Origin of the sequence: Chryseobacterium sp. JJR-5R (assembly GCF_034047335.1) — a bacterium.
Classification (GTDB): Bacteria; Bacteroidota; Bacteroidia; order Flavobacteriales; family Weeksellaceae; genus Chryseobacterium.
The window spans coordinates 3786137-3812180 of the sequence record NZ_CP139137.1 but is presented as its reverse complement, the minus strand read 5'-3'; the positions used below and the strand labels follow the sequence as shown (position 1 = coordinate 3812180).

General features: G+C 38.4%; 23 protein-coding genes. 2 read left to right on the top strand and 21 right to left on the bottom strand.

Features of this window, described 5'->3' with window-relative positions:
• Nucleotides 1–178: 178 nt before the first annotated feature.
• A complete protein-coding gene (gene tsf / locus SD427_RS16845) occupies nucleotides 179–1003 on the bottom strand; it encodes a translation elongation factor Ts (protein ID WP_056217020.1) in 825 nt (274 codons plus the stop codon).
• Nucleotides 1004–1149: 146 nt separating this feature from the next.
• On the opposite strand from tsf, the gene SD427_RS16840 reads away from it, so the two are divergent.
• A complete protein-coding gene (locus SD427_RS16840; protein ID WP_320558940.1) occupies nucleotides 1150–1863 on the top strand; it encodes a DUF6759 domain-containing protein in 714 nt (237 codons plus the stop codon).
• Between the two features lie 64 nt (nucleotides 1864–1927).
• Here SD427_RS16840 and SD427_RS16835 read toward each other — a convergent pair whose 3' ends face one another.
• Nucleotides 1928–2884, bottom strand: a complete 957-nt coding sequence (locus SD427_RS16835; RefSeq protein ID WP_056223612.1) for an acetyl-CoA carboxylase carboxyltransferase subunit alpha — start codon at nucleotides 2882–2884, stop codon at nucleotides 1928–1930.
• A gap of 48 nt (nucleotides 2885–2932) precedes the next feature.
• On the bottom strand, nucleotides 2933–4438 hold the full coding sequence (gltX, locus tag SD427_RS16830) for a glutamate--tRNA ligase (RefSeq protein ID WP_320558939.1): 1506 nt from the start codon (nucleotides 4436–4438) through the stop codon (nucleotides 2933–2935).
• Between the two features lie 124 nt (nucleotides 4439–4562).
• Here gltX and SD427_RS16825 point away from each other — a divergent pair, with 124 nt between their 5' ends.
• Nucleotides 4563–4904, top strand: coding sequence for a phosphomannose isomerase type II C-terminal cupin domain (locus SD427_RS16825; protein WP_320561056.1), 342 nt, complete (start codon nucleotides 4563–4565; stop codon nucleotides 4902–4904).
• 261 nt (nucleotides 4905–5165) lie between these two features.
• Here SD427_RS16825 and SD427_RS16820 read toward each other — a convergent pair whose 3' ends face one another.
• From SD427_RS16820 to SD427_RS16735, 18 genes are all read right to left on the bottom strand, one after another.
• Nucleotides 5166–6215 carry a glycosyltransferase gene (locus SD427_RS16820; RefSeq protein WP_320558938.1) on the bottom strand — a complete coding sequence of 350 codons (1050 nt, stop codon included), beginning with the start codon at nucleotides 6213–6215 and terminating at the stop codon, nucleotides 5166–5168.
• The gene (locus tag SD427_RS16815; protein WP_320558937.1) at nucleotides 6205–7170 is read right to left on the bottom strand and encodes a lipopolysaccharide core biosynthesis protein rfaS; all 966 of its coding nucleotides are present in this window, start codon (nucleotides 7168–7170) and stop codon (nucleotides 6205–6207) included. The genes SD427_RS16820 and SD427_RS16815 overlap by 11 nt, the downstream gene beginning before the upstream one ends.
• A complete protein-coding gene (locus SD427_RS16810) occupies nucleotides 7167–8159 on the bottom strand; it encodes a hypothetical protein (protein WP_320558936.1) in 993 nt (330 codons plus the stop codon). Before SD427_RS16810 ends, SD427_RS16815 begins: the two co-directional genes overlap by 4 nt.
• Nucleotides 8156–8935, bottom strand: coding sequence for a glycosyltransferase family 2 protein (locus tag SD427_RS16805; RefSeq protein ID WP_320558935.1), 780 nt, complete (start codon nucleotides 8933–8935; stop codon nucleotides 8156–8158). Before SD427_RS16805 ends, SD427_RS16810 begins: the two co-directional genes overlap by 4 nt.
• A 20-nt stretch (nucleotides 8936–8955) precedes the next feature.
• The gene (locus tag SD427_RS16800) at nucleotides 8956–9717 is read right to left on the bottom strand and encodes a polysaccharide deacetylase family protein (RefSeq protein WP_320558934.1); all 762 of its coding nucleotides are present in this window, start codon (nucleotides 9715–9717) and stop codon (nucleotides 8956–8958) included.
• A gap of 4 nt (nucleotides 9718–9721) precedes the next feature.
• Nucleotides 9722–10501, bottom strand: a complete 780-nt coding sequence (locus SD427_RS16795; protein WP_320558933.1) for a glycosyltransferase family 2 protein — start codon at nucleotides 10499–10501, stop codon at nucleotides 9722–9724.
• On the bottom strand, nucleotides 10502–11752 hold the full coding sequence (gene rocD, locus SD427_RS16790; protein ID WP_320558932.1) for an ornithine--oxo-acid transaminase: 1251 nt from the start codon (nucleotides 11750–11752) through the stop codon (nucleotides 10502–10504).
• Nucleotides 11753–12122: 370 nt separating this feature from the next.
• Complete coding sequence (locus SD427_RS16785) at nucleotides 12123–13400, bottom strand: hypothetical protein (protein WP_320558931.1); 1278 nt, start codon at nucleotides 13398–13400, stop codon at nucleotides 12123–12125.
• A 10-nt stretch (nucleotides 13401–13410) separates the two neighbouring features.
• A complete protein-coding gene (locus SD427_RS16780; protein WP_320558930.1) occupies nucleotides 13411–17604 on the bottom strand; it encodes a TIGR02594 family protein in 4194 nt (1397 codons plus the stop codon).
• A 20-nt stretch (nucleotides 17605–17624) separates the two neighbouring features.
• A complete protein-coding gene (locus SD427_RS16775) occupies nucleotides 17625–18419 on the bottom strand; it encodes a hypothetical protein (protein ID WP_320558929.1) in 795 nt (264 codons plus the stop codon).
• 23 nt (nucleotides 18420–18442) lie between these two features.
• Nucleotides 18443–18919, bottom strand: a complete 477-nt coding sequence (locus SD427_RS16770) for a hypothetical protein (protein ID WP_320558928.1) — start codon at nucleotides 18917–18919, stop codon at nucleotides 18443–18445.
• Between the two features lie 43 nt (nucleotides 18920–18962).
• Nucleotides 18963–20321, bottom strand: coding sequence for a DUF3289 family protein (locus tag SD427_RS16765; RefSeq protein WP_320558927.1), 1359 nt, complete (start codon nucleotides 20319–20321; stop codon nucleotides 18963–18965).
• 1 nt (nucleotide 20322) lies between these two features.
• Nucleotides 20323–22236: a type VI secretion system Vgr family protein gene (locus SD427_RS16760; RefSeq protein WP_320558926.1), complete on the bottom strand. Its 1914-nt coding sequence runs from the start codon at nucleotides 22234–22236 to the stop codon at nucleotides 20323–20325.
• A 168-nt stretch (nucleotides 22237–22404) separates the two neighbouring features.
• Entirely contained in the window at nucleotides 22405–22812 is a 408-nt protein-coding gene (gene tssD, locus SD427_RS16755) for a type VI secretion system tube protein TssD (protein ID WP_320558925.1), read from the bottom strand.
• 305 nt (nucleotides 22813–23117) lie between these two features.
• Nucleotides 23118–24473, bottom strand: a complete 1356-nt coding sequence (gene accC, locus SD427_RS16750) for an acetyl-CoA carboxylase biotin carboxylase subunit (protein WP_320558924.1) — start codon at nucleotides 24471–24473, stop codon at nucleotides 23118–23120.
• 98 nt (nucleotides 24474–24571) lie between these two features.
• Nucleotides 24572–25054 carry an acetyl-CoA carboxylase biotin carboxyl carrier protein gene (gene accB, locus SD427_RS16745; protein WP_320558923.1) on the bottom strand — a complete coding sequence of 161 codons (483 nt, stop codon included), beginning with the start codon at nucleotides 25052–25054 and terminating at the stop codon, nucleotides 24572–24574.
• Nucleotides 25055–25181: 127 nt separating this feature from the next.
• Entirely contained in the window at nucleotides 25182–25385 is a 204-nt protein-coding gene (gene rpmF / locus SD427_RS16740; protein ID WP_002976251.1) for a 50S ribosomal protein L32, read from the bottom strand.
• A gap of 59 nt (nucleotides 25386–25444) precedes the next feature.
• Nucleotides 25445–25960 (bottom strand): DUF177 domain-containing protein, encoded by a 516-nt coding sequence (locus tag SD427_RS16735; protein WP_320558922.1) that lies wholly within the window; start codon nucleotides 25958–25960, stop codon nucleotides 25445–25447.
• Between the last annotated feature and the right edge of the window lie 84 nt (nucleotides 25961–26044).

Below are 26044 nucleotides of genomic sequence, written 5' to 3'. Positions count from 1 at the left end.
CAAATGTAAATATTAATAATCAAATATTTACATAAATTTTATTGTTATCAATACTTATTTGCTGATTTTAATGAATATTTAATTATCCGTTCATATGTAGAATAATCTCATAATGGTGTAAATAAAAAAGTCCCGGTGAAAATCACCGGGACTAATATTTTGAATCTGAAAAGATTAATTATAAGCTTACTCTTACAAATCCGGTTACTTTAAGGTCACCGTTTACAGATTTCACATAGTCTGCTACAGACATGCTGCCGTCTTTAATGAAAGACTGGTGCACCAAAGTATTATCTTTGTAGAATCTCTGCATTTTACCTTTAAGGATGTTTTCGATAATGTTTTCAGGCTTACCTTCCTTGGTTAACAGTTCTCTTTCGATCTCCAATTCTTTGTTGATTATTTCCTGGGAAACCATAGTTTCGTCAAGAGCGATCGGGTTCATGGCAGCTACCTGCATAGAAACGGATTTAGCCGCTTCAGCAGCTCCTTCTACGTTAGCAGAAAGTGCAGTGATCGAAGCGATTTTGTTTCCGGCGTGGATATAAGCTCCCAGGAAAGGACCGTCAAGTCTTTCAAATGCTCCGATTTCGATTTTTTCACCGATAACACCTGTCTGCTCCACTAATTTCTCTGCAACAGTGATCCCGTGGAAATCCGTAGCTAAAAGTTCTTCTTTGGTAGCAGCTGTGATTGCGATTTCAGCCAGTTCGTAAGCCAGTTCAATGAACGCTTCGTTTTTAGCCACGAAATCAGTTTCGCAGTTCAGGGAGATTACAACACCTAATGTATTGTCTTCGTTTACTCTTGCGATTACCACTCCTTCAGTAGTTTCTCTGTCCGCTCTGTTAGCCGCAACTTTCTGTCCTTTTTTTCTAAGGATATCTACCGCTTTTTCGAAATCTCCTTCTGCTTCAACTAAAGCTTTCTTGCAGTCCATCATACCTGCACCCGTTTGGTTTCTCAATTTTGCTACGTCAGCAGCTACTGGTGTATAAGACATAATTATCTATTATTTTTTATATTTAAGATTAGTATTAATTTTTAGCTTAATTTTAAAGCAGTGCAAAGATAATGATTTTAATGATAAACTAAAAAATGACTTTTCGCGTTATTTATATATTTAATAAAATTTTAAACGTCCAGTTAATGAAAAAAATATTTCTTCTCCTGTTTTTATGCATATTTGCCTTGGGCTTCTCGCAGAAAAAGAAAAAGACGAAATCCAAAGCCATCGTAGAAAAGGAAACCGTGATCATCTATACGGAAAATGATGCGGAAGCCACTGCGGAAGCCAGGATTGTTGCAGGGTTCCTGAAGCAGAACCCGGGACACGCCAAAACAGACTATTTCAAAAGAAAGCTGATGAAGATTGTGATGGCCAGCAACTCCCCTGAAGCCAAGCCTACGATAAAGCCTCTGAGCGAAGATAAGGTAAAGCAAATGATTCTGGAAAACAACAGTCTGAACAGTTCAAAAACACTGGCATCCAATACAGGATCTGCAGCAGCTCCCGAAAGAACGGTAAATTATGCAAGCGTGGCACCGGCAACCGGTAAAAAAGTAGCTGGCCCAAGCGAACAGAATAAAAAAACAGCCGCAATGCTGACCCATCTCTTCAATAATGACCCGATGGAGAAAGAGGCTTATATCAATATTAAAAACAGATCCAAATGCAACCTGATCGTAAAGATCAACGGAAAAAAATATTACAACCTTGATGTTCCGGCCAACGGACAGAACTTCCTGCTGGTAGAAAAAGGAGAGTACATCCTGACTACCATGGTATGTGATGCCAAATATTCTTCTTTAAAGAAAATCAATAAGGATATTGAAATTGAACTGAATCTGAGGGAGGATTAAATATAGTTTGTAAATAAAACAAAACAATAAAAAACGGTTAAGAATTTCTTAACCGTTTTTTATTTTATCCTTTATATTGCCCCATCGCAATGAACTTGTCCTGCCTTTGGGTTTCCAGTTCCTTACCTGTGAATTTTGAGAATGCCTTGATGTTCTGTAAAATTGAACTCTTCAAATGCAGAAAAGTGGCTTGCGGGTCATAGTGTGCACCTCCAAGAGGCTCTTCAACGATTCCGTCAATAAATTTTTCTCTTAAGGCATCCTGTGGGGTAAGGTTCAGGGCGTTGGCCGCATCTTCCTTGTGGTCCCAGTTTCTCCACAGAATGGAGGAACAGCTTTCCGGTGCAATTACTGTATACCAGGTATTTTCCAGCATATACACCTTATTCCCTACACCGATTCCTAATGCCCCGCCGCTGGCTCCTTCACCGATGATGTAGGTGAAAATAGGCGTTTTCAGCATGGTCATTTCAAAAATATTACGGGCAATGGCCTCACCCTGTCCTCTTTCTTCAGCTTCCAGTCCCGGATAAGCTCCCGGGGTATCTACCAAAGTAACTACAGGAATCCTGAACTTTTCAGCCAGCTTCATCAGCCTTAATGCTTTCCGGTATCCTTCAGGATTGGGCATCCCGAATCTTCTGTGCTGCCTTTCTTTGGTGGTCCTGCCTTTCTGTGTCCCGATAATCATAATTTTCTGCCCGTCCAGCGTAGCCAGGCCGCCGATCATGGCAGGATCATCTGCGAAATTCCTGTCCCCGTGCAGCTCCAGGAAGCTCCCTTTATCCACCATTCCGTTGATATAGTCTAATGTATAAGGACGGTCCGGATGACGGGACAGCTGTACTCTCTGCCAAGGTGTAAGATTAGAATAGATTTCTTTTTTCTTTTCTATGATCTTGTCCTCAATCTGGCTGCATGCTAATTTTACATCAACACCACTTTCTTCCCCTACTAAAGAACAGGTCTGAAGTTGATCCACCAGTTCTTTGATAGGAAGCTCGAAACTTAAATATTCCATTTCTTGAAGTAAATTAAATCTTTCAAATGTATGAAAAATTATGAAATTCTATTTAATATTATTGATCGCATTATGTATTCTGGAGATACTTTCCTCTCTACCAAGGATTTCCAGGATATCCGGCACATCGGGGCCCTTCAGTTCCCCTACCAGCGCCAAACGCAGTGGCATCATCACTTTACCCATCCCCAGGCCTTTATGTTCCGCGAAATCATGTACTGCTTTCTTCAGGCTTTCCGCACTGAATTCTGCTGTTTCCAGATTAGAGGCCAGTTCGCTTAAAACGGTAGAAGTTTCATCATTCCATGCCTTTTTTGAAGCTTTCTCGTCATAAGCAGCTGGTGCCTCAAAGAAAAACTTTCCGTTTTCATAAATATCGGTGGGGAACGTTGCCCTTTCTTTCATCAGATGAATAATTCTTAACAATTTTTCATCTTCAATATTTAAATTCAGATCAGATTTCTTTAATATCTTCAGCAGTTCTTCGTCAGATTTCAACTGGATGTACTGGTGATTGAACCATTCCGCTTTTTCTTTGCTGAATCTGGCTCCGGCTTTATGCACTTTATACAAGTCAAATTCTTTTGCCATTTCGTCAAGAGAGAGGATTTCCTTATCATCGGCAGGCGACCAGCCTAAAAGTGCCACCATATTGATAAATGCTTCCGGAAGGTAACCGCTTTCCCGGTATCCTTTGGAAATATTTCCTGTAGCAGGATCGGTAAAGTTTAAAGGAAACACCGGGAACCCGAATTTATCGCCGTCCCTTTTGCTGAGTTTTCCTTTGCCTTCAGGTTTCAGGATTAAAGAGAGGTGGGCAAACTGAGGTGCTTTCCAACCCATCGCCTCATATAATAAAGTATGTAGACCTAAAGAAGGCAGCCATTCTTCACCGCGGATAACGTGGGAAATTTCCATTTCATGATCATCGATGATATTGGCGAAATGATACGTCGGCATTCCGTCGTTTTTTACCAGAACCTTATCGTCTAATGTATTGGTATTTACGGAAGAATTCCCGCGGATGATATCCACAAGATTCAAAGTTCTGTCAACGGGCATCTTAAACCTTACCACATAGGGCGTATTTTCATCCAGTAATTTCTGAACCTCCTCTTCAGAAAGGGTCATGCTGTTTTTTAGTCGGTTTCTGGTTTTGTTATCATAAGAGAACACGTCGCCTCTGGCTTCGTATTCAGCACGGATGGCATCCAGTTCTTCAGCAGTATCGAAAGCGATGTAAGCATAGTCCGTTTTCAGGATCTGCGCAGTATACCGGTCATAAATATCCCTTCTTTCAGATTGTCTGTATGGCGCAAATTTACCTCCTTTTTTAGGGCTTTCATCAGCAATAATCCCGCACCATTCCAAGGCTTCCTCAATATACTCTTCTGCGCCTTCCACGTATCTCGCAGTATCTGTATCTTCTATTCTCAATACAAACTCACCGCCCTGGTTTTTGGCAAAAAGATAATCATATAATGCCGTTCTTACGCCTCCCAAATGCAAAGGTCCGGTAGGACTTGGAGCAAAACGTACTCTTACTTTCCCCATATCAATAAAAATTTTGGTGCAAATTTACTTAAAATTATGTGTTTTAGGGCGGTTTAATGTTTAGGTTGTTGGGTTTTTTGATTTGAATATTTACATTTGTATAAATTAATGAAAAACAATTATGTTGGAAATCGGAGAAAGACCCTGGGGAAAATATTTTGTCTTGGCAGATGAGCCCAATTACAAATTAAAAAGGATCGAAGTAGATCCGGGTCAGAAGCTGTCTTACCAGTACCATCACAAAAGACAAGAGCAATGGACAATCATTGAAGGTGACGCAACCGTTGTGCTGGATGATAAAGAAATTAAATTGGCGTACGGGGAAAGTATTTTCATTCCCTTGGGTGCAAAGCACCGTATGATGAATCTTTCCGAAAAACCTGTTGTTTTCATAGAAGTTCAGACCGGAACTTATTTTGGGGAAGATGATATTGTGAGGATTGAAGATGAGTATGATAGGAATTAAAAATTCTGTCAAATTATATTTTCTAAAGTTAAAGAAAAGATTGTCTATACTTTTACGAATAAATAGAAAATGCCTAATAATGTATATTTGGCATTTATTTAATTTTTCGGATTACATAAGTAGTGTACTTGGCTATCAGCTAATATTAGAATTTCATGTAAGAAATATTCGTTTAGAAGTGACTAGTGACTGCCGAAAATTGCTTCAAACATGCAGAGCTAATTTATCATTACAAAGTATTTTAAGTGACATTTTTCTAAATCAAATGTAATAATCTTGGCTTATTTTATTCCAGATATTTATTGTATCATTCGTTTCATGTTCTATACTATAATTTTCTGAAATAAAATTAGAAGCTATTTTCCCCTTATTTAAAATTTCCTGAGGATTATTTTCATAAGCTTCTATAGTCTCCTCAATTTTTTGCACAAACTCTATAATATTTCCATCTTCTATAGGTGTAGAAAACTCAGGTTTTAAATATTCTTTTCCTCCCTGTCCTGTATAACCTATCACATAACATCCACAAGACATCGCTTCTGCAGGAGGAAGTCCAAATCCTTCTTTATGATTGAAACTTAAAAAAAGGGTGCTTTTCTTCATGATTTCAGCAACCTCAAATTCCGATTTATTGTCAATAGGTATAAGATTCCAACCTTTTAATGAATTTCTTTGTTTCAGGATGTTGATTACTTGCGTTACATCATCACTAAGTTTTCTTGGCATGAAAGAAATCTGTTTTTCCTTGTCTTCGGAGTAACTGAATATTTTATAATCAATGCCTAATCTCATTTTCAAAATTTTTAAATTAGGAAAAGAGTAATTGATATATTTCTCAGCGTCTTCGGAGGCAACAATTGTTGCTAAAGTTTTAGAATGATTATATGGATTTATTTTATAATCTTCATAAAGAGAAAAATATCCGAAAGTATAATAACAATTTTGATTAAAAATAACCTTAGATACTTCCGGCTCTACTTTATGAATGTCAGGGCCGTAGATTTCAGGAAAAACTAAAATACCATTTTTATCAATCTCTTCACTTTTATTTTTCAAAAAAAATAAAACTAATTTTTGCAGGAAATTAATTTTCTTTCCCTTATAGAAATATTTTAATTGCTTAAATATATATGGACTGTACTTTATTGTAACATTTGTATTAAACCAATTTTCCTTTTTTCCAGGTTTTTTAAGTAATAAATATGCTTCAAAACCATTTTTATTCAATGTTTCAACTTGCCGGTATATTTGTTTTACCCCACCACTGGCAAATTTATTAGTAGGACAGATGAAATATATTTTAGTTTTCATTAAGTGAAAGTATAGTTTTTATCCAGTTTTTAATATAATATTTTTCCTTTATCCATTGTTCTGGCTGTTCATAATCATTACTGATAAAACTTTCCGGAATTAAAATGTTTTGTACATCATTAACGACCAAAATATTATTAGGATTATAAAAGTCACAATGTAATATTTCCTGATTGGTTGTGATTAATTTCTTATTTAATCCAATAGCTTCATATGGTCTGAATGAAAGGCCTTTCTGATGAGGATGTGCAATATCGAGTATTATTTTGAAATCAAAATAATACTTATATGATGTTGAGAATGGAATAATTTCATGAATAATTTCAAGATTTGAAGGGAGTTTTTCCTTAACAGGAATTGATTTATATGTGAAAATTTTTCCTCTTGCTGAAATATTTTTTTCTTTGAAATAATTAAATAATGTTATTGTTTCTTTAATCCTTTTATCATAAGTTGCCAAATAGCCAATATTATATTTTTCTTCTTTTTTATGATGTTCTATAAAATAAAAATTAGTGATATAATTTAATTTATATTTTTTACAATCTTCCGAATCGAAGCTACAACAAACATCAAATTTTTTAATGTAATTCTTTTGCGAAGGAATTTTTTGGATACTATCCCAAAAAAGCGCGATTGATCTTTTACTTTTTTGAATAGCTGATAATAGATCATTTTCAGTTAAAACATCGGGTCTGTTGATAAGTACTATATCATAATTATGGCTGTTGATTATCCTTTGTATATGTTCTCCTCGCTTTATATTCTTTATGTTTTTTTTAAAAAATAATTTCAAGAAAAAATTATAGACTTTTTCTAAAATATTTTTATACTGATAAGGAAGTGTAGAGTTAATATGGGTTACTTCATAACCACTATATTTTTTTAATCCGTCATAAACAACTTCATTAAAACCATAATAGCCTGGAGCGATAAATAATAATCTTTTTTTCATGAGTTATAGTTATATATATCAAAAACTCTGTCTGTCCAATTTTCCAATGTATACTTAAGATATACGTCTTCCGGGATTTTTTCGTAAGGCGATTCAAAAAAAGACAGGCTCAGGTTGCTGCAGGTTTCATTTAACACTAAAATATTATTGGGACTGTAAAAATCATAGTTTCTGATCATTTTGTTGTCTGTAATGATTTTTTTCTCCATTGCCATAGCTTCGAAGATCCTGAAGCTCAGTCCATATTGGTTTTCGCGGGTGAGATCAAGCAAAACACGGGAATTTTTATAATATTCAGGAAGTTTTTTATGGCTTACCTTTTTTGCACTGAATACAATATGAAGGTTCTCCGGAATAGCCATGAAAAGGTTTTTAAACTGGTGTTTCCATGATTTTTTACCGATTACCATGATCTGAAATCTGAGCTGTAATTCAAGGAGCCGTTTTGTGAGTAATTTAATAAATGCAACTCTTTTCTGATCATAGGAAGTAATGTAGAAAAGATCCGTTTCAGGATTTTGTATATTGCAGGAAATGTGAGGGAGATAAATATAATTGGTCAGTTTTTCAAATCCGTACCGTTGCGTGTCGATGCTATCGAAAGAGAAAATTTTGTCAAAAAGGTTCAGTTTATTCTGATCTACCGGAATCCTGTCGAGGCTGTCATAAAGATAAGTAATCAGACGGTCTGAACATTTTCTTATCTGTTTCAGGGTAGATAAATCAAATGTGTCAGGGTTCAATACCAGAATCTGATCCTGATGTCCTAATGTCTCCAGGGAATCCAAAACGAATTTCTGCCGTTTTTCTGCTTTCAGATTTTTATTTAAAAATATTTTACTTACCGCATTGGTCGCCCTTTCACTAAAGTTAGCATAGGTTACATCAGCTATTTTAATGTGATGGGCATTGATGCGCTTAGCCCGTAGTGCCCCGACAATATATTGGTCATAGCCCCAGAAATCATAACTGATAACACAAATTTTCATCCAGTTGGTTTTTGCTCTTTTTTTAATGATTCATAGGTTTCAAACACGCTTAGCGACTGCAGGTAAGAAAGCTGATAGCCTTCTTTTCCGTCTAAAATCCCCAAGCGCAGAATATATGCCTTAAAGAATTTAAAAGCGGTCTTAGCATATTGGGTCAAAAGGCTGAACTTTTTTCCTTTTGCAGCCATCTCCTGGCCTTTCAATATTCCGTAATGAATCATTTTTTCTTTGTAAGACTGATAATCACTAACGGAAAAATGGAGAAGTTTATTTTTTAAGTGACCAATGCTTCCGTTAATTTCCAGTGTTTCGTGAACCTTTTTTCCTTCTGCATATCTCGCTTTGGATTTTCTGAAAAGCCTTATGTTTTTATCAGTCTGTGTTCCTGAATAATGAACCGGCTTTTTACCAAAATAAAATTTCCTGTAAAAATAATAGGCATCTTTCTGTTCTACTTTAACCTTATTCAGCTCTTCTATAATTTCTTTTCTCAGGACAGGCGTAATACGTTCGTCTCCATCAAGGAATAAAACCCAATCATTTTTTGCAGCATCCAATGCTATATTTCTCTGCATTGTAAAATCCTCAAATGTATTCTGAATTATTTTCGTATTCGGGAAATTTTCTGCAATTTCTATGGTTTTGTCAGTGCTGAATGAGTCCACTACAATAATTTCACTGCAGAAATCGAAACATTCAAGTACCTCCTGGATATTTTTTTCTTCATTATATGTTATGATCAGTGCACTTACGTCCATCACAACTTTTTCTGTCATTCCAAATCAATTTACCTGTTCTAAAACAGTTTTAATCTCCCAAAGATAAGTTTTAATTTGAAATGGATCAATGAATCTTTGCCCTTTATATCAATCCTGCATAATTCATAGGGGCTTTGTGAAGGGAAATAGTTAACCTTGTTGCCAATTCTGACGGCATAGGTGATGCCCAGCTTTTTAAAAACGGAAAATATGACAGATTTTTCCGGGTTTCCCTTCGTGTATTTCCCATAGGGATACGCAAGGACTTTGGAGTAAGTGATGCCTTCGCGATCCAGGATCTGCATATTTTCCTTAAGATCATGTGCTATGAAATCTGCCGTACTGTTTCTGAAATTCTGATGGGAATGGCTGTGAAGCGCAATTTCAAAATAATTTTTATCTAAATTCCGGATGTCTTTAAAAGTCATCATTTCATTATCCTTATATCCTGCCCGGATAAATTCTGTGGGAATAAAAATAGTTGCCTTTAAGTTGTATTTTTTTAATAATTCAGGTAAATAAGTATAGTTGTTTTTATACCCGTCATCGAAGGTAATGATGATGCTCTTCGGCGTAAGAGTGTGTATGTCACTGAAAAACTTAGATGTATACTTTTTAGTACTTAAATATTTAAATTGTTCTTCAATATTTTTCAGGCTTACCGTAAGGTCTTCCCGGCTTTCTTTCTCGATCTGGTGGTACATTAAAATGACCAGCCGGTTTTTGGGGAAAAGAAAGAGATACATCCGGAAATAAAGAATGAAGAAGAGGAACGCGGACAGGATAAGATAAAATAGCATTAATTCACGATGTTTTTTTTCCGAGTTCTGTCAGCCTTATTCTTTCACGGAGTTTTATATATTTCAGAAAAGTGTAATAAGACATTGTTTTAGCTACATAAAAACCGGCAAAGCCATCCAAGAAGCCGAGCTTAAAGATGAAGACTTTTAAAAATTCAAAAACCGGACTTACAATAATCTTGAACCTGTTGATTTTTTTCCCCCTTTCGAACATCTTTTCAGCCATCATATCAGAGTATTTATTGATTTTTGTCACATGGTGGTAAATACTTTTATAGGTATAATGATCCAGCTTCCCCTCTAAAATTCCTGCTCTTTTATCAGTAATTAAAAATTCATGTACCTTATCATCAGAGTATTTTGCGCAGCCTTTTTTAAAAAGCCTTTCCCTGCAGACGTTTCCCCAGCCCCCGAATTTTATAAGATGGATACCGAGATGGTTGATGAACTTGGCTTTATACACGTCAAATTCAGTGTTCTCAGAAAGCACAATGTTCTGTATTGACTGTTTTAATGCTTCATCCGGTACTTCATCTGCATCTAAAAAGAGAATCCATTCTTCTGAGCACAAACTGAGTGCATAATTTTTCTGTTCGCCGTATCCGTTGAATTTTTTCTCAAAAAAACTCACTTCAGGATAATGCTGCATGCATATTTCTTTTGTCCTGTCTGTTGAAAAACTGTCTACGATAATAATTTCATCTGCTTCATTTTTAACAGCGTCCAGCAGTCTTACAATGTTATCTTCCTCGTTATAGGTGATAACCACAAGTGACAGTCCCATTTACCGGTATGATAAAATGGTTTTCTCAATAATTCCTACACATTCCATCAGCTGTTCTTCCGTAATAACCAGCGGCGGTGCCAACCTGATAATATTTCCGTGGGTAGGTTTGGCCAGAAGGCCGTTTTCCTTTAATTGAAGGCAAAGGTTCCATGCCGTGGAGCTTTCCGGGGTATCATTGATCAGAATGGCATTTAACAGGCCTTTTCCCCTCACTTTGGTAATCAGGGAGCTTTTCCCTATAATTTTTTCAATCTCAAATCTGAACAGCCGGCCTAATTCCTCAGCTCTTTCAGAGAGGTTTTCTTCTTTTACAACATCCAATGCAGCAATAGCCACGGCACAGGCAATCGGATTGCCCCCAAAAGTTGAACCGTGCTGCCCGGGTTTGATGACATTCATGATTTCATTGTTGGCCAAAACCGCTGAAACAGGATACATTCCTCCCGAAAGGGCTTTCCCTAAGATGAGGATGTCCGGCTGAACATCTTCGTGATGACAGGCAATTAATTTTCCCGTCCTTGCAATTCCCGTCTGCACCTCATCCGCAATGAACAGGACATTATGTTTTTTACAGATTTCCGAAGCATTTTTCAGGAAACCTTCATCCGGAACATACACCCCTGCTTCACCCTGGATAGGCTCCACTAAAAAGGCGGCAATATTTCCGGCTTCCCTGTTTAAAATTTCTTCTAAGGCTGCAATGTCATTGTAGGGAATTTTAATAAAACCCGGCGTGAAAGGCCCGTAATTCTGGTTTGCATCCGGATCGTTGGAAAATGAAACAATTGTTGTGGTCCTTCCGTGGAAATTATTTTCACAGACAATAATTTTTGCTGCATTTTCCGGAATTCCCTTGATTTCATAGCTCCATTTCCGGGCTAATTTTACGGCCGTTTCTACGGCTTCTGCTCCGGAATTCATAGGCAGGACTTTATCAAAACCGAACAAGGCAGTGATCTTCTGTTCGTATTCTCCCAGATTTGAATTATAAAATGCTCTTGATGTCAAAGCTAATTTCTTAGCCTGGTTTACCAGTGCTTCTACAATCTTAGGATGGGAATGCCCCTGGTTTACCGCAGAATATGCTGAAAGAAAATCATAATACTTCTTGCCTTCCACATCCCATACAAAAACACCTTCTCCTTTATCTAAAACTACGGGAAGAGGGTGGTAATTATGGGCGCCATGCTTATCTTCAAGATCAATGAAATACGGTGAGTTTTTTTCTGTTAATTCTACTGCTGACATATTCTTTTAGGTTTTCCGCAAATTTAAGCATTATTAATGAGATGCATTAACAAAAACGCAATGCAGTAAATAAGAGGATTTAAAGTGTATTTTAATTGAGAATGATAGGGTTAAAGAGAATATCTGTTTTATAAATAAAGCAATACAGATTTTATATCTTTTACACTGCTTTTTATTATTTTTCATCGTACTGTTTCCGCCAATCCGTTACATTTAAAGGCTGGTTTCCTGAGCCGCAAGATCCTTATCCGTTTTTGTCATAACTCCCTGTTTTGGCTCTTCATTATACTTTACTTACCTTATCTGCGGGTAGGATAGAATTACCATTGTTTATAAATAAAAGCACAGCCGGTAGTGCTGTGCTTTTGTCTTATTTTTTAGGATGTTGTTTTCGCCATTCTGTGTAGTTTACAGGTTGATAGTCTGGGCCGCAGGTTCCTTCATATTCACATTGAGTTACAAAGTATTCATCATAGTCTGCATTGCCCCACCATTCTCTGAATTTTGGGAGCCCGAAATAATTATTCTCTTTCAAAATCTCTCTATCTTTATCACCTAAGAAAAAACGCAGTCTTCCCATCATTTTATTATCTTCATTAAATTTCGGATCATATTTATACTGTTCTACAAAATAAGCTAGATTTGACATTATTTTTATTCTTTCCACCGGGGTCAGATTCTCAGTTTGAGATATTTCTTTATTCCCTAAATACTCGAAATAATCTTTTATATGATCCAAGATAAATCTGTTTTCTGAAGAATCATTCGGAATATATAATTTTTGCAGTAATTTAAATGTGTCAGCATGTAATTTCATATTTCCATTACACTCTTTTGTCCAGAATAATTTGCCGTAGTCTGATGGATTATTTTTATCAAATTCAGTTTTTTCAATTACCCATTTTAGCAGTTCTGAATCTTCAGTATAACCAAAATTTTTCACCAATCTTTCCATGAAATACTGATCATTAATAACAAGCCATTTATATTGAGCTCTGCTATCATTGAATAAATACATATTTCGGGCTGCTAATGTCTGAATGTTTTTTTTACGCTGTTCTTTCAGATTGGAAATGTCTTTCCATAAATATTTTTTCACTTCATTACCGTTTGCATCCTTGTAGGTTTTTGAAGAGATATCTTCCTTTTGTGCTGCTTCATTATATAATTTCTGATAATCAATAATATATGGAATAGGATAGAGATCAGTAATAAAGTTTAGGTTCTTTATGATGAATATTCCATTATTTTCTGCATCATTAGGAGCATAATTGGAAGATCGCTCACATTGATCTAGAAAATTGACATATAGAAAACTGCCGGCTGATTTTGGGTCGATAATCCTGTTGAATATCTGTTTTATTTTGGTATTGAATTCATCATTACTGATCGGTTTATAACCATTGTCCGTAAGAATCTGGCTTAATACCGGTACCGTTACATCCAGATCTTTTTCTGAATATTGATATGGATTGTCAAAGGAAGGTTTTCCGTACTCTAATTGTTTTTTCAGCATAATATTAATGTCTTGATCAGGTTTTAAACTATTCTTGCTTGGCTGAATATCTATATTGCCGGCTTTTTTTTCCTGGCATGAAACCAGAAATGATAATATAAAAAGTAAGCCGACTAAAAATTTATTTTCCATTTTAATCTTTTTATTGTTCAGATCCTTTTGCCCCCGGATTTCCTTTATATTCCGGCAGGTTATAATCTGCCTCCGTAATTTCATAATTTTTAGGGATTAAATAAGCAAAATAGTCAGAAGTATTATAAGACACGCAATACAGTTTTTGTGATTGATTTCCTCCTAATATAACGACTTTATCTCCTTTTTTGCCTGCTACAAATCCTACATGGCCTCCTCCGGATCTTGTTTTAACAGCAATAGCTCCGTATACAGGCTTCCTTAAATCTTTTCCTTCCGCCCAGGTAGCCCATTTTAAAGCCCGTACGGCATCGTATCCTTTATCTGTGGTAACTCCTTCATATCCGTAATGTTTCATGATCCAGTTTATGAATGCTGCACACCATGCGATATCTGTCTCATTTTTTGTGCCGTTTTTCATCTGGCTTTCATAGGGTGTGCCATTAAAGAATTTTTGAATTTCCTTATTACTGCCAGTTTCTACCAGATTTTTTGCCTCTTCTTTCCATACCAGTTCCATCCATGGAGCTCTTCCTTCAAGATTTGGCATGGCAACCTCTTCTCCATCACAAACTTTTAGATCATACTTAAACCATGTTTTTAGTTTTTCTAAAGCTTTCTTGCGCCCTGCCCATCCATTAGGTGGTCTCTCAAGCCTGTGGGAGGGAGAGTATCCGTTCAATATTTTTCCCTGCAGAAAAAAATATTTCTCTTCTTCCTGTTCCATCAATAATCCCAGTTGATTAAGATTTTTTCCAAGACCCTTACTGAAGTAACTGCGTTTCCATGCTAAGGTTTCTTTAAGTTCTTGAGAATATGTCTTTTGAGGGTTAAGTTCCCATGAAGGTACTTCTTTATAGTTGAATATCCATCCTCCTACATCTACAGTAAGGTGTAGGTTTTTGGAGATAAGGTCTGCATTGTCATTAAGAAATTTATTTTCATCTGCATATCTGGCTTTTCCATAGCTTTTATAAGGCCCGGGAAGGTTATAAAGACCCGTTCCGTCATCAATGCCTGTTATCTGCAAAATGCCACGACCTTTGTATTTGCTTTTGCTTGATAGATTATTACTTTCCTCCTCTTTGCTTTGTACAAAAAAACCTGTTTCTTCTGAAACATTGGCCAAAAAGGAAATTTTTTGCATACATCGGTTAATTCCGTTACCCTTAAACATCATATTCACCTCTGCAGTTAAACTTTTAATTGTTTTATCCGTGATGTCACACTTTTCTTTAATTCCTTTCCATATTTCAGTGCCGCCCGTCATTGTTTTAATAAGATCTTCCATTTCCGTTTCAGTAAAATCTCTGTTGCAATAACAGGTCTTCTGCTTTCTCACCTCCGCCATTTCCACTACTACCGGCATCACATCATTATCAATAGCTTCCGGGGTTTCTTTCTGGGAAACCTTCAAGCAGCCGGCTTCATAGAAGATAAACTGTTTTCTGAGTTCCAGCATTTCATCCTGTGTAAAAGGAGTTCCGTCTTTTTTACGGGCCCTGATTCCCAGTTTTTCCATATCTTCAGTCCGCACCAGATCAGCCGGAAGAGTATTGTTCACGGTGACCTGGATTTTTTCAGCTTTCCAGATCTTTTTATTGGGATCAGCGGGATCTTTCAGTTGCCTTGAAACCTGTGCAATATAATAATCGAAGTTTTTGGGTGGGTTTTTCCATTCTTCTTTGGCGGTGAATGAAACTTCCAACAGTCCGTCTTTACCCGCTTTTTCTTCCTTGTAGGACTCTTTGCTTTCATGGGTGTAGACAATATGGTCTTTTTCGTTAAGGCCTTCTTTGGGAACTTCTTTAAAAACATCAATCTTTAATGTTTCTTCGGTCATATTAACGGTGTGTATCCAGATTTTATGGGTTTTCCCATAAAAAGTCTGTTGGCGCTGTATGTCTTTTCCGTTCTCTGTAGAAAACATAATGGAAACAATTTTCTGCTCAGAAGTGATGGAAAGTTCCTCATTAGAATCCAGGACTTCAAGATAAGTGGTACCCGCGTCTATAGACACCGGACGTGTCCCTTCGATTGAAATGCCCGCCGGAAGCACAACATCTGTTGAGGTACCTGCCTGCAGTTCTACAGTAAATACCAACCGGTATCGGGGTGTAGGATTTTCTGCCGTTTTGGGAATGGCAGCATCCAGTTTTTTCTTATACTCTTCACTGGTATTGATCAGGAAAGAAGCTTTGCCTTCGTTATTAAGCGTAATGCTTTTTTCCTCCAGCATATATTTATCTTTTTCTTTGTAGAAATCATCGCCTTCTCCTTTTACCCAGATTTTTACTTTCAGATTTTGATTCTGAAGCCCGTCAATTTCCAGAAAGCCGTACGTATCTTCCCCAAAACCGGTTTCTGCGCGTTTTACACCGGTTCCATAAGCCCAAAGTGCTCTTTTTACGGCAGGTTGGGAAACTTTTATTTTGGTTTCAATTTTTTTATTATCCGTACTGTCACCTGTTAAATAAGCGGAAACGGTAAATTCTCCAAGTTCACTGAAGGTAAGGATTCCGTCTCCATTGTCGGTAACGCCTTGCGGAATTTCTGTTTTTATGGCTTCGTTTCCTGCCAGTGCCGCAATTCTCGCAGTGGCTGTATATTTTACTTTTGTTCCTTTAGGAATGCTTCCTGCCGGAAGTGTAAATTTATCAATGGAATTTTTAATAATCTCAAAGTGGAAGGTGTCAGATCCGGTAAACGCAGGCTGCTTTTCTGCTCCAAGAGGATTGGCATAGGCTTCCAGAACATATTTCCCCAGATAGTCTCCGGTAGAAAGCCGGGCATCCTGGCTGAGAAAGGCATCGGCTCTTTTGTTGAGTACTGCAGTTTTAAAAGAGGATGAACTTTCAAACGCCGCGATTCTTCCTTTTCCTTCTTTTTTAAGGTACCAGTGGACTGTCTTCCCCACGGCCGGAAGATAAGCTACGTTGAATTTGGAAGCCTGTACTTTAAGCATGTCCACAGATCGGAGCAGCCCGGCTTCTCCGCTGACGCCCATTATGCCTAATGCATTCTCAATTTTGATTTCCACAGATTCCGGTTTGGGATCATTGGGATCTGTAAAGGCTTCTACGGTATATTTTCCGGCATTCTTAAAAGTGAAGGTTGCTGTCCCTCCGGCTCTGAAGACACTGACAAGGTGAGGCGAGGAGGTGCCTGAATGACTGTTATACAGTACCGTAGTACCTTGTTTTATCCGCCAGTGCGCTGTATTGGCCAGAGGCATAAATGTATTTCCGGTCAGGATTTTCATCCGGTCAGCATTGGTATTCATCTTGTATTCTACGGATACGGGAATCGGGATATTGACGAGGGTAGAAGCTCCCGGAATAACAATTTTTTTAACGAAATCTTTTACGACTTCAATAATAAGCGCACAGTTTTTATCACCGGCTCTTTTTCCGTAAGCTTCAAGCCTGTATTTTCCTTCCGGAAGGCTGTCAAAAGTCTTGCTTAAAGATTGATTGAAAACACTTCCCAGACCAATAAAAGTTTTTACTTTGTCTGTGATATCTTCTCCTTTGAAAAGGGCCCATATGATTTTTGTGGCATCGCCCTTAAACTGTGCATTGAGGATAATATTGTCCGCGGAAAACGAATTTAAGAAAGGAGCAAAAGGATTTTCACGCTGCTGGACATAGTAATAGGTCCCGGTTGGTTTTGCAGCAGGAACCGGAAGTGTCATTGAAACACTGTTCACGGATGTTGCAGCGGAAGATGGGCCTGATGATTCCCATTGCGGCGAAGTATTGGCTACAGAAAATTCATCTGCTTCCTTTACATCAATCTGCGAAACGTTGTTGGCCTGTCCGGTGGTCGCAAATGCAATATTTCCGGGAACACCATATCCCGGGCAGGTAGCTGTAGAAACATCCAGCAGGACTTTCATGCTTTTATTGAACTCGACATTTTCGTAATAATCCTTATACTTAAGGCTGCATTTTCCTTTGCAGGGATATGTTTTACCGTCTGAGCCTTTGCAGCTGCCAAATCCGTTTCCTCCGCCAAAGCTTTCAGCCTTATCATCCAGGTAGGTAGCCACAGGCTTGCTTTGGGCGAAGTATTTGTTTTTGCCGAGCTTTTTTTTCTGGCTTTTTACTTCCATCGGAACAGCGGTTCCTTTGGAATTATTGGTTACGGAACTGCTGCAGTATGCGGCAGCTCCTTCTACAATGATAAATCCTTTATTCGCCATATCATATGATGTTCATAAAGTTATGTAATACTGCATGTCTCCCAATACACGGTTTCATCTCCGTCTGACAGGATGAATGCTGCTTTCTTTTCTGTATACTGCTTTTTCCGGGAAAGATATTGCATCTGTATGGTCAGCTCTGCTTTGTATTGCCCTGCCTGACGCAGATATTTCTTATTGATCTCTTCTTTGATTGTATCCGGTATGTTTACTGCCGAAATAAAAAAAGAATCAAAACCGTAATCTCTTTGCTCAGCACGGATAATTCCGGTACATTGCAGATTTCCTATTCCTTTGATATGCCATACTACAGATTCCGGATTTTCACCTCCGTTATCTATGTAAGACGGTGCAAAAAGCACAAGATTCCAAAAAGGCTCCTTGTATTTATTTTTGTAAAAAAGTTCCTCATTCTCCAAAGCCGTGAGATATTGGTCTCTAAACAGTTCGCAGTTCCCGTATTTTTCATGAATGGCTTCGGTTTTCTGTTTCCAGCTTTCTATGTATTTCTGATGATCTGTTGCTTTTAGGAATACCCCTTTTTCATCTACCTTTATTTTTACAGGATAAGAGCTCTTTTCCAGTTCGTGAAGAATTTCCATGAAGTTATTTTCAGAGAGCAGGGGAATATCTTCTGTTTTGTCTATTGTCCAGGTTTTCGCCCGGTCTTCATTTTCAGTTTCCTGTAAGGTGATTTTATAAGATGAATGGAAGCCCTTGCTCTGACCAAACCGTATTTCAAGCATGTTTTCCACCTGATAGGTGTATACTTCTGACGAATATTTCTGAAAAGGCCTTACCCGGTTTGCTTCCATGTGTGTTGCTTGATATTTTACTGTTATTTACAGTCATTCACTACAATCTCTTCCGGCAGATCATGCAGGTAGATTTTTTCCGTTTCTCCTCCGTTGCATTTACTGATATTATAATTGGCAATATAATCTTCTTTGTAATGAGATATTTCTTCACTCATCAATCCGCCGGGATCTTCCTTATGGGTTATAAAATAAGAGGTATTGCCTGTCTTTTTATAAAATACGAAGTTCAGGGAAACTGTATTGGTATCTTTCAGGGCCTGGTTGTTCTGCAGCCTGTTTTTAACATATCGGATAATTTCAGTTTTCAATAGGTTATCTTCAGAATCAGGATCATTGATCAGCACATAATATGAAATCTTCACCGAATTTTTATAATAGGAATTTGTAAAGGTCATATGATCCAGAGGGATAAATTCATTCTTCTTTTTGTCACAGCATATTGTGGTTAAAAGAAAAACGAGTGTGATGAAAATTTTTATAAATGGCAAATGTTTCATTTTTTGTTGTAATAACTTTTCTTATTGATAAATTGACTGACGGTTAATATTCTCCCGGTCTTCTCCGCCCCATATTTCTAAGATGGTCTTCCCGTTCTTTTACAGCCCTTCTCCGGCTTTGGCGCTCAGCTTTTCCGGCAGAAATATTCTCTCTAAAGGTCTTTTCAAATTCCACTTTAGTGATAAAAGGTTTGTATCCCCTGATGTGCTGCAGGATAAACCAATATCTGAACCCGAGCAGGTAATAGTATTTCTTTTCTATATCAGGCATATCAAGGCCAAAATGGTCATATAACGTTACTTTGTAGGTAGCATCATAAGCTCCGTTACCTGTTTTGCTGAATCCCGTTAACTTTACCTCATATGCCCATGTATCATTCATACAGATGGTAAGGCCGCCTAAAAACGTATCTTTCAATGTTGAAAACTGCGGGTGTCCCCAGCCGCGGTTCCCGAATTTTCCACTTTCATTATCGGTGAAGTGTATTTCATCATCCTCAATGGAAGCTGTATTCCCGTTGTTCTTTTTAATTCTGTCAGCAATTTCATCTTCAATACTTATGCAGAACCTTTTACTTGAAGGGTGTTCCTGCACATGCTTTGTCAAAACAGGATTGGTATACTCACCACCTTCACTTCTCCTGAATTTTTCAATCATATCCAATGCAACCGTTTCCAGTTCCCCTACGGAGAAAAGATCAGTCACCATCCGCTTAAAGCCTGTCCACAATTCTTCATTCGTTTTATTGCTGATCTCTGATTTAATCCAGATTCCTTTACTTTCTATATCCTGAAGCGTGTATCTTGACGGATACTGATTGGATATTCCGAGGCCGTAACATAAATCATCTGCTAAATTGACCCCCTGCCTGTCTTTTCCTTTGACTTTAAATCTGTCAATATAAACAGGGAGTGGGTTGTTTGTTTTTATCTCTACACTTACTTTGTCAATCGGGCTTTTAAAATAGGCATAAGCACGCATATCATAGCAAGGCAGTTTCACCTGTATGGTCTGTGTATTTCCTTCCAGGGAAGAATAATCTATAAAGAAAGGGATAGAGGCTCCGTTGATCTTCAGCTGCCACAATAGCTTTTTGTATTCACTTTTTGCGGCAGGCCTGTTGAACGTGGCCCTGAACCAGTGTTTTTCCCCCTCTCTAGGTTTGCGTATTTTTCCACCGCCGTCATCAAGCGGGCCTTCCAGTTTCGTTACCAGCAGCGTATTGTCTTTTTTAGCCTGGTACTCATCCAGTTTCTTTCCTCCTTTTTTACCGTAAAAAGTATTTTCCTGTGGTGATTTAAAGTCAAGGCTTCCCCGGGAAGCATCTTTCATGATGTGTTCTGCTTCCTTGTAAGATTTGCCAAAGACATTCCTTATGATATTTCCGCCCTCGCCAGCCATGTTACTGCATTTTTACCTGTTTGCCGCTATTGATGTTAACCTCCTTAGCGCTTTCTACATTGATTGCATCCTTAGTGCTGATATAAGAGCCGGCTTCCATATTTTCCGCAATGTTTTTTGCCCTGGAGCTTCTGCCCGCTTCTGCCGTTTCAATAATGTTGCTGGCTGTCAGGTTATAATCGTCGTTTGCCGTTTCAGTAATATCCTCACCAGCCATAATGTTGACGTTTCTCTGTGCGGAAGCAATAATGTTGCGGCCTGCATTGATCTGTATATTTTCTCCTGCAGTAAATGTCATATTTTTAGGTGCATTTACGGTAATATTTCCTTTCCCGTCCATTAAATAGGTGTTTCCGCTAGGATCTTCTATAAAAATGCTTCCATCCTGATCATTGAAGATAATTTTATTGCCGCTTCTGGTCTGAATGGATTTGATATGGTTATTAAGTCCGCCTCCCAAAGCTACCTGTCCATGAAACATTCCGCCCATGGCAAAGGGAAAGTCCGGGTGATGGTATTCAAAACCTACCATCACCTGGTCTCCTACTTCAGGAATGGCTACAAAGCCCCTGTTCTGGCTAACGGCATCCGTCCCGCCTGCATCAGGGCTCATCATTCTGATAAAATGGGTCATATCAGGATTTCTCTGCCAGTCAAACTGTACCTGTATCCTTCCCTGGTTCATAGGATCGGTATTGGAAATGACTGTTGCGATCTGCGGCTGTGCATCAGGAATAATAAAATCCGGTTTAGGCATAAACCCTGTTCCCTCAGCCACTGCTTCAAAACTTCCGGTGTAATATCCTCTTGCATTGACATCATGGATAACTTCTGTAACCGTTACTTTTGTAAAATAAGAGGTATCGCTGGTATCGGGCCTGCGCATTTCAATATCTGCACAGCACCCCGGATACAGAAACGGAACCGTAGTATTCCCTGAAACGGTAAAAACTTCTACTGCCGCACTTCCTGCCGCACTTTTCTGCGAATCATCAAGATCTACAATCATATTAGCATTAACCGGGGCAGGGGAGAGTGAGCGTGTCTTAAAGATATTGCTGTTCAGTTCATAGGCCTTAGCCGGAATTTCCCCCGGATGCCGGATGCTGTTTTCAGCACCTTCCATTTTAGTGTGGCTGCTGCTGTTATACCCGAAAAATTCAGGCTTTATATGTACTGCTTTCAGTTCTACCTGTACATCGCTTACATTGCTGCCGTAAATAAGACGGACCGGTTTTTCAGATGGCGGGAGTTTCCCGAAATGAAGGACTTCGCCGTCATAATAAAACTGTTCACCATACGCTTCTGCAGTTCTTGCAAGGAAATTATAATGCGTTTCGTTGTACTGTGAGCTGTAATTGATATAACTTTTATTCTGGGGATCCACCCTAAAGTCGAATTTAGAAGAACTTAATGCTTCTTTAATAATTTTATCTGCAATAATTCCCGTATTCACAGCCTGTGTGCCTCCAAAGCTCTGTGTATGAGGGGCAGAATCCATGAGGATGGTAGGGCTCTGGCCTTTAAGGACAATATTGCCGAGGCTCATCTTTTCCTGGCTGAATGCCGCTTTGGTAATAACCCCTACAAAAGTTCTTTCAGGGCTTTCATTTTCATAATCCTTGTATTTAAAAATTACGGTGATCCGCTTGCCTAAGAACTGGCGGGCCTCCTCAAGATTATGGTTCTGTGTGGCTCCTAGAGAATCATGAGCGAGAATAAGCTCAAAATGATGATGCCGCCTTGCACTCTGCTGTAACCGGAAATGCTTGAAGTGACTGACGGATTTTCCTTCTATTACAATATCAAGCTTTACCACACGGTTAATCCCGGAAATATGGTTCCCGGAGATCTTATCTGCATTGTCAGGGGTCTTATAGGAGTTAGGGCGGAATGAAAAATTGCTTTCTTCCATGATCATTGATGTTTTGGTGTCAGTTAAAAACCGGATATGAAAATCCTGGATCATCTGCCTTTCATCAGAAATTAAAAGACAGGCTGCATAGCTGAAAAACAGAACAGCATCCCTGATGCTTGGTTTGCCGTTCTGTCTGCTGTTTTATTGCTTTAAGAAATTTTATCCTTAAGAAGTCGGCCATTCTCCTCTGTAAGAAGAAGTTCCAAGATCAATCTGCTCTGCACTCACAACAAATGAAATGTACATGCTGTTGTCATCTACGGCATCGAAATCTACTTCATGCTGGATTACATATCCGTTTTCCCACTTCAAAGTAGTTAATGTTCCTTCTTCGTGAGACTTGTTAAAAGTAATTTCTCCGGTGGTTGGCTTGTATTTGCCGTTAAGTAGGCTTTCCAGAATGTCTGATTTTTCTGTAGCTTCCACTGTAATTTTAATCAGTGCATCAGAAGGGTCAGATGCCACTCTTCCTGATACGTCTGTGGAACGGGATACACTGTAGTTAAGCTTTAATAGCTTCTGTCCTTCTCCGCCGTTGAATTTTAAAATTCCTCTTGAATTTTTTTCTGCCATGATCGTAAATTTTAATTGTTAATATGATGTGATAGGGTATCTATATCACCAAAAATAGAAGTAATTAAACAATAAGTACCAGGAAATGGAAGAAACTTTGAAAACTGTAGTAGTTCTGCGACTAGCAACTGTTAGGTAAAATTATTATTGCAGATCAGAATCTTACGGGCTGATATCAGAACTGATCAGCGGAGACAAGCAGAACCGGAGGAGTCCTGACTGGATATTGGGCCATAGAAAATCAGGAATAAGTAAAAAAAAACTGCCCCGGAATGAGGCAGTTTATAATATATAATTAAATAATCTTAGTGATTATCATATTTTCTGTCCATTACAAAATCTTCCATGAATTTTGTCGTGTAGTTTCCGGCAAGATAATCTTCATTATCCATCAGCTGCCTGTGGAAAGGGATCGTAGTTTTTACCCCTTCAATATAAAACTCTTCCAGAGCACGTCTCATCTTTGCAATGGCTTCTTCACGGGTCTGGGCCGTAGTAATAAGCTTTGCAATCATGGAATCATAATTAGAAGGAATTGTATATCCTGAATAGACATGCGTGTCCACCCTTACTCCGTGCCCTCCGGGAATATTCAATCCGGTGATTTTTCCCGGAGAAGGCCTGAAATCAACATACGGGTCTTCCGCATTGATCCTGCACTCAATAGAATGCAGTTTAGGATAATGGTTAACTCCTGAAATCGGAGTTCCTGCAGCCAGGAGAATCTGCTCCCTGATCAGGTCATAATCAATTACCTGTTCTGTAATCGGGTGCTCTACCTGGATCCTGGTGTTCATTTCCATAAAATAGAAATTTCTGTGCTTGTCCACAAGGAATTCAATCGTCCCGACCCCTTCGTAACTGATGAATTCCGCCGCTTTTACAGCTGCCTCACCCATTTTTTCACGGAGTTCGTCTGTCATGAACGGAGAAGGGGTTTCTTCCGTCAATTTCTGGTTTCTTCTTTGTACGGAACAGTCTCTTTCAGAAAGATGGCAGGCTTTACCGAACTGGTCGCCGGCTACCTGGATCTCAATATGCCTCGGTTCTTCGATCAGTTTTTCCATATACATGCCTCCGTTTCCGAATGCTGCCACGGCTTCCTGGATTGCAGATTCCCAGTGGTCTTTAAGGTCTTCGGCTTTCCAGACGGCTCTCATCCCTTTTCCGCCGCCGCCTGCAGTAGCTTTTATCATTACCGGATAACCGGTTTCTTCAGCAATTTTTACGGCATGCTCGTAGGATTCAATCAATCCGTCTGAACCGGGCACACAAGGCACGCCGGCCGCTTTCATGGTTGCCTTTGCATTGGCTTTGTCGCCCATTTTTTCAATCTGTTCAGGCGTGGCACCGATGAATTTAATACCGTTCTTCTGGCAGATTCTTGAGAAATTGGCGTTTTCAGATAAAAACCCGTAACCTGGATGTATCGCATCGGCATTGGTAATCTCTGCCGCAGCAATAATATTGGGGATTTTCAGGTAGGAATCTTTACTCATTGCAGGGCCGATGCAAACGGCCTCATCGGCAAACCTTACATGAAGGCTGTCTTTATCGGCAGTAGAATATACCGCAACGGTCTTAATCCCCATTTCTTTACAAGTACGTAAAATACGCATTGCAATTTCGCCACGATTGGCAATTAATATTTTTTTGAACATTTTCTTAAATTTGAAAATTAGATAATTTGAAAATCAGACCATGTTATGTTGAATGCAAGAAAAATCTAACATCTAATGTCTAACGTCTAATTTCTAAATTAAGATGGATCTACCAAGAATAAAGGTTGGTCATATTCTACCGGAGTAGCATCATCCACTAAGATCTTAACGATCTTTCCGCTTACTTCAGATTCAATCTGGTTAAACAGCTTCATGGCTTCAATAACGCATACTACTTTTCCGTCTGAAACCTCATCACCAACATTTATGAACACTTCTTTATCCGGCGAAGGCTTTCTGTAGAAAGTACCGATCATAGGGGATTTGATGGTTACATATTTACTGTCATCAGATGCCGCTTCCGTTTTTTCAGAAGATATCGGTGATGCAGCAGCAGGTGCCGGCGCCGCAGCCATCTGCTGTGGTGCAGTATGGTAAACTGCAGGCTGAGCATAAGCAACATCACTTCCTGCCAATGGAGTTTTAATAGTGATTTCGAAATCTTTGGTTTTGTACTTTACTTCAGAAACTTCTGCTTTGGATACAAACTTAATAAGATTTTGTATGTCTTTAATGTCCATAAATTTGATATTTGATTTGGTGCCAAAGATACCAAAAAAACATAAAAAACAACAAAAAACCGTCAAATTTTATAAAAATCAGACGGTTTTTGTATTAAAACGGGTGTTTTTCGGTGAAAAACAACTCTTAATTTTCTTCAGTAGCAGCTACTTCTTTTTCCAGTACTACTTTTCCTCTGTAGTATAATTTCCCTTCATGCCAGTGAGCCCTGTGGTACAGGTGAAGCTCTCCTGTTGTTGCATCTTTAGCCAATTGAGGAACTACCGCTTTGTAGTGAGTTCTTCTCTTATCTCTTCTTGTGGACGACTGTCTTCTCTTTGGATGTGCCATTTTCTGATAACTTTTTTAATTGATGAGTGATGAGATTCACCATCTCATCATTAAACTATTTAATTTTTATTCTTTAAATTCTTTAATGCGTCCCATCGGGGATCGCTCTTGTGTTCTTCTTCTTCTTTCGGGCTGAACTTATCCAGTATGGCCAGATCTTCATCGCTTACCTCCGGTGATACTTTCTTCATAGGGATGGAAAGTACGACACTTTCGTAAATCAGCTGCGATATATTGAAAGCATGGTCATTGGCTGGGATTGTAATAACGTCTTCTTCGCTGTCATCATATTCCTCGCCGAATTTCACCAGAACCCGTATATCATTTTCAACAGGGTGATCAAAATTTTCAGTTGTGATGTCACAGACCAATTCTACCGTTCCCTTAATTTTAATATCAAATTCCAGAAATGTAGAATGTTTATCTAATAAAACATCTGCTGTAATTCTGGGATTTGTAAATTCCTGTTCAGTGTCAAACAATTGAAAGAACCCTTTATCTATCTCAAGTCTGAACTCGTGCTTGCCGGTTTTCAGTCCGGAAAAGCTGATATCATAGTTTCTTAACTTGTCCATAAAATGAGTGTGCAAAAATATGCAATTTTTTTATAATAACAAATAAATTTTATAACAAATAAATTTAAAATCTGTATTAAAGAT

What these genes read in the sequence shown, in the direction of transcription:
- tsf (WP_056217020.1), bottom strand. Translation starts at nt 1,003, where the DNA reads ATGTCTTATACACCAGTAGCTGCTGACGTAGCAAAATTGAGAAACCAA.
- SD427_RS16840 (WP_320558940.1), top strand. Translation starts at nt 1,150, where the DNA reads ATGAAAAAAATATTTCTTCTCCTGTTTTTATGCATATTTGCCTTGGGC.
- SD427_RS16835 (WP_056223612.1), bottom strand. Translation starts at nt 2,884, where the DNA reads ATGGAATATTTAAGTTTCGAGCTTCCTATCAAAGAACTGGTGGATCAA.
- gltX (WP_320558939.1), bottom strand. Translation starts at nt 4,438, where the DNA reads ATGGGGAAAGTAAGAGTACGTTTTGCTCCAAGTCCTACCGGACCTTTG.
- SD427_RS16820 (WP_320558938.1), bottom strand. Translation starts at nt 6,215, where the DNA reads ATGAAAACTAAAATATATTTCATCTGTCCTACTAATAAATTTGCCAGT.
- SD427_RS16815 (WP_320558937.1), bottom strand. Translation starts at nt 7,170, where the DNA reads ATGAAAAAAAGATTATTATTTATCGCTCCAGGCTATTATGGTTTTAAT.
- SD427_RS16810 (WP_320558936.1), bottom strand. Translation starts at nt 8,159, where the DNA reads ATGAAAATTTGTGTTATCAGTTATGATTTCTGGGGCTATGACCAATAT.
- SD427_RS16805 (WP_320558935.1), bottom strand. Translation starts at nt 8,935, where the DNA reads ATGACAGAAAAAGTTGTGATGGACGTAAGTGCACTGATCATAACATAT.
- SD427_RS16800 (WP_320558934.1), bottom strand. Translation starts at nt 9,717, where the DNA reads ATGCTATTTTATCTTATCCTGTCCGCGTTCCTCTTCTTCATTCTTTAT.
- SD427_RS16795 (WP_320558933.1), bottom strand. Translation starts at nt 10,501, where the DNA reads ATGGGACTGTCACTTGTGGTTATCACCTATAACGAGGAAGATAACATT.
- rocD (WP_320558932.1), bottom strand. Translation starts at nt 11,752, where the DNA reads ATGTCAGCAGTAGAATTAACAGAAAAAAACTCACCGTATTTCATTGAT.
- SD427_RS16785 (WP_320558931.1), bottom strand. Translation starts at nt 13,400, where the DNA reads ATGGAAAATAAATTTTTAGTCGGCTTACTTTTTATATTATCATTTCTG.
- SD427_RS16780 (WP_320558930.1), bottom strand. Translation starts at nt 17,604, where the DNA reads ATGGCGAATAAAGGATTTATCATTGTAGAAGGAGCTGCCGCATACTGC.
- SD427_RS16775 (WP_320558929.1), bottom strand. Translation starts at nt 18,419, where the DNA reads ATGGAAGCAAACCGGGTAAGGCCTTTTCAGAAATATTCGTCAGAAGTA.
- SD427_RS16770 (WP_320558928.1), bottom strand. Translation starts at nt 18,919, where the DNA reads ATGAAACATTTGCCATTTATAAAAATTTTCATCACACTCGTTTTTCTT.
- SD427_RS16765 (WP_320558927.1), bottom strand. Translation starts at nt 20,321, where the DNA reads ATGGCTGGCGAGGGCGGAAATATCATAAGGAATGTCTTTGGCAAATCT.
- SD427_RS16760 (WP_320558926.1), bottom strand. Translation starts at nt 22,236, where the DNA reads ATGGAAGAAAGCAATTTTTCATTCCGCCCTAACTCCTATAAGACCCCT.
- tssD (WP_320558925.1), bottom strand. Translation starts at nt 22,812, where the DNA reads ATGGCAGAAAAAAATTCAAGAGGAATTTTAAAATTCAACGGCGGAGAA.
- accC (WP_320558924.1), bottom strand. Translation starts at nt 24,473, where the DNA reads ATGTTCAAAAAAATATTAATTGCCAATCGTGGCGAAATTGCAATGCGT.
- accB (WP_320558923.1), bottom strand. Translation starts at nt 25,054, where the DNA reads ATGGACATTAAAGACATACAAAATCTTATTAAGTTTGTATCCAAAGCA.
- rpmF (WP_002976251.1), bottom strand. Translation starts at nt 25,385, where the DNA reads ATGGCACATCCAAAGAGAAGACAGTCGTCCACAAGAAGAGATAAGAGA.
- SD427_RS16735 (WP_320558922.1), bottom strand. Translation starts at nt 25,960, where the DNA reads ATGGACAAGTTAAGAAACTATGATATCAGCTTTTCCGGACTGAAAACC.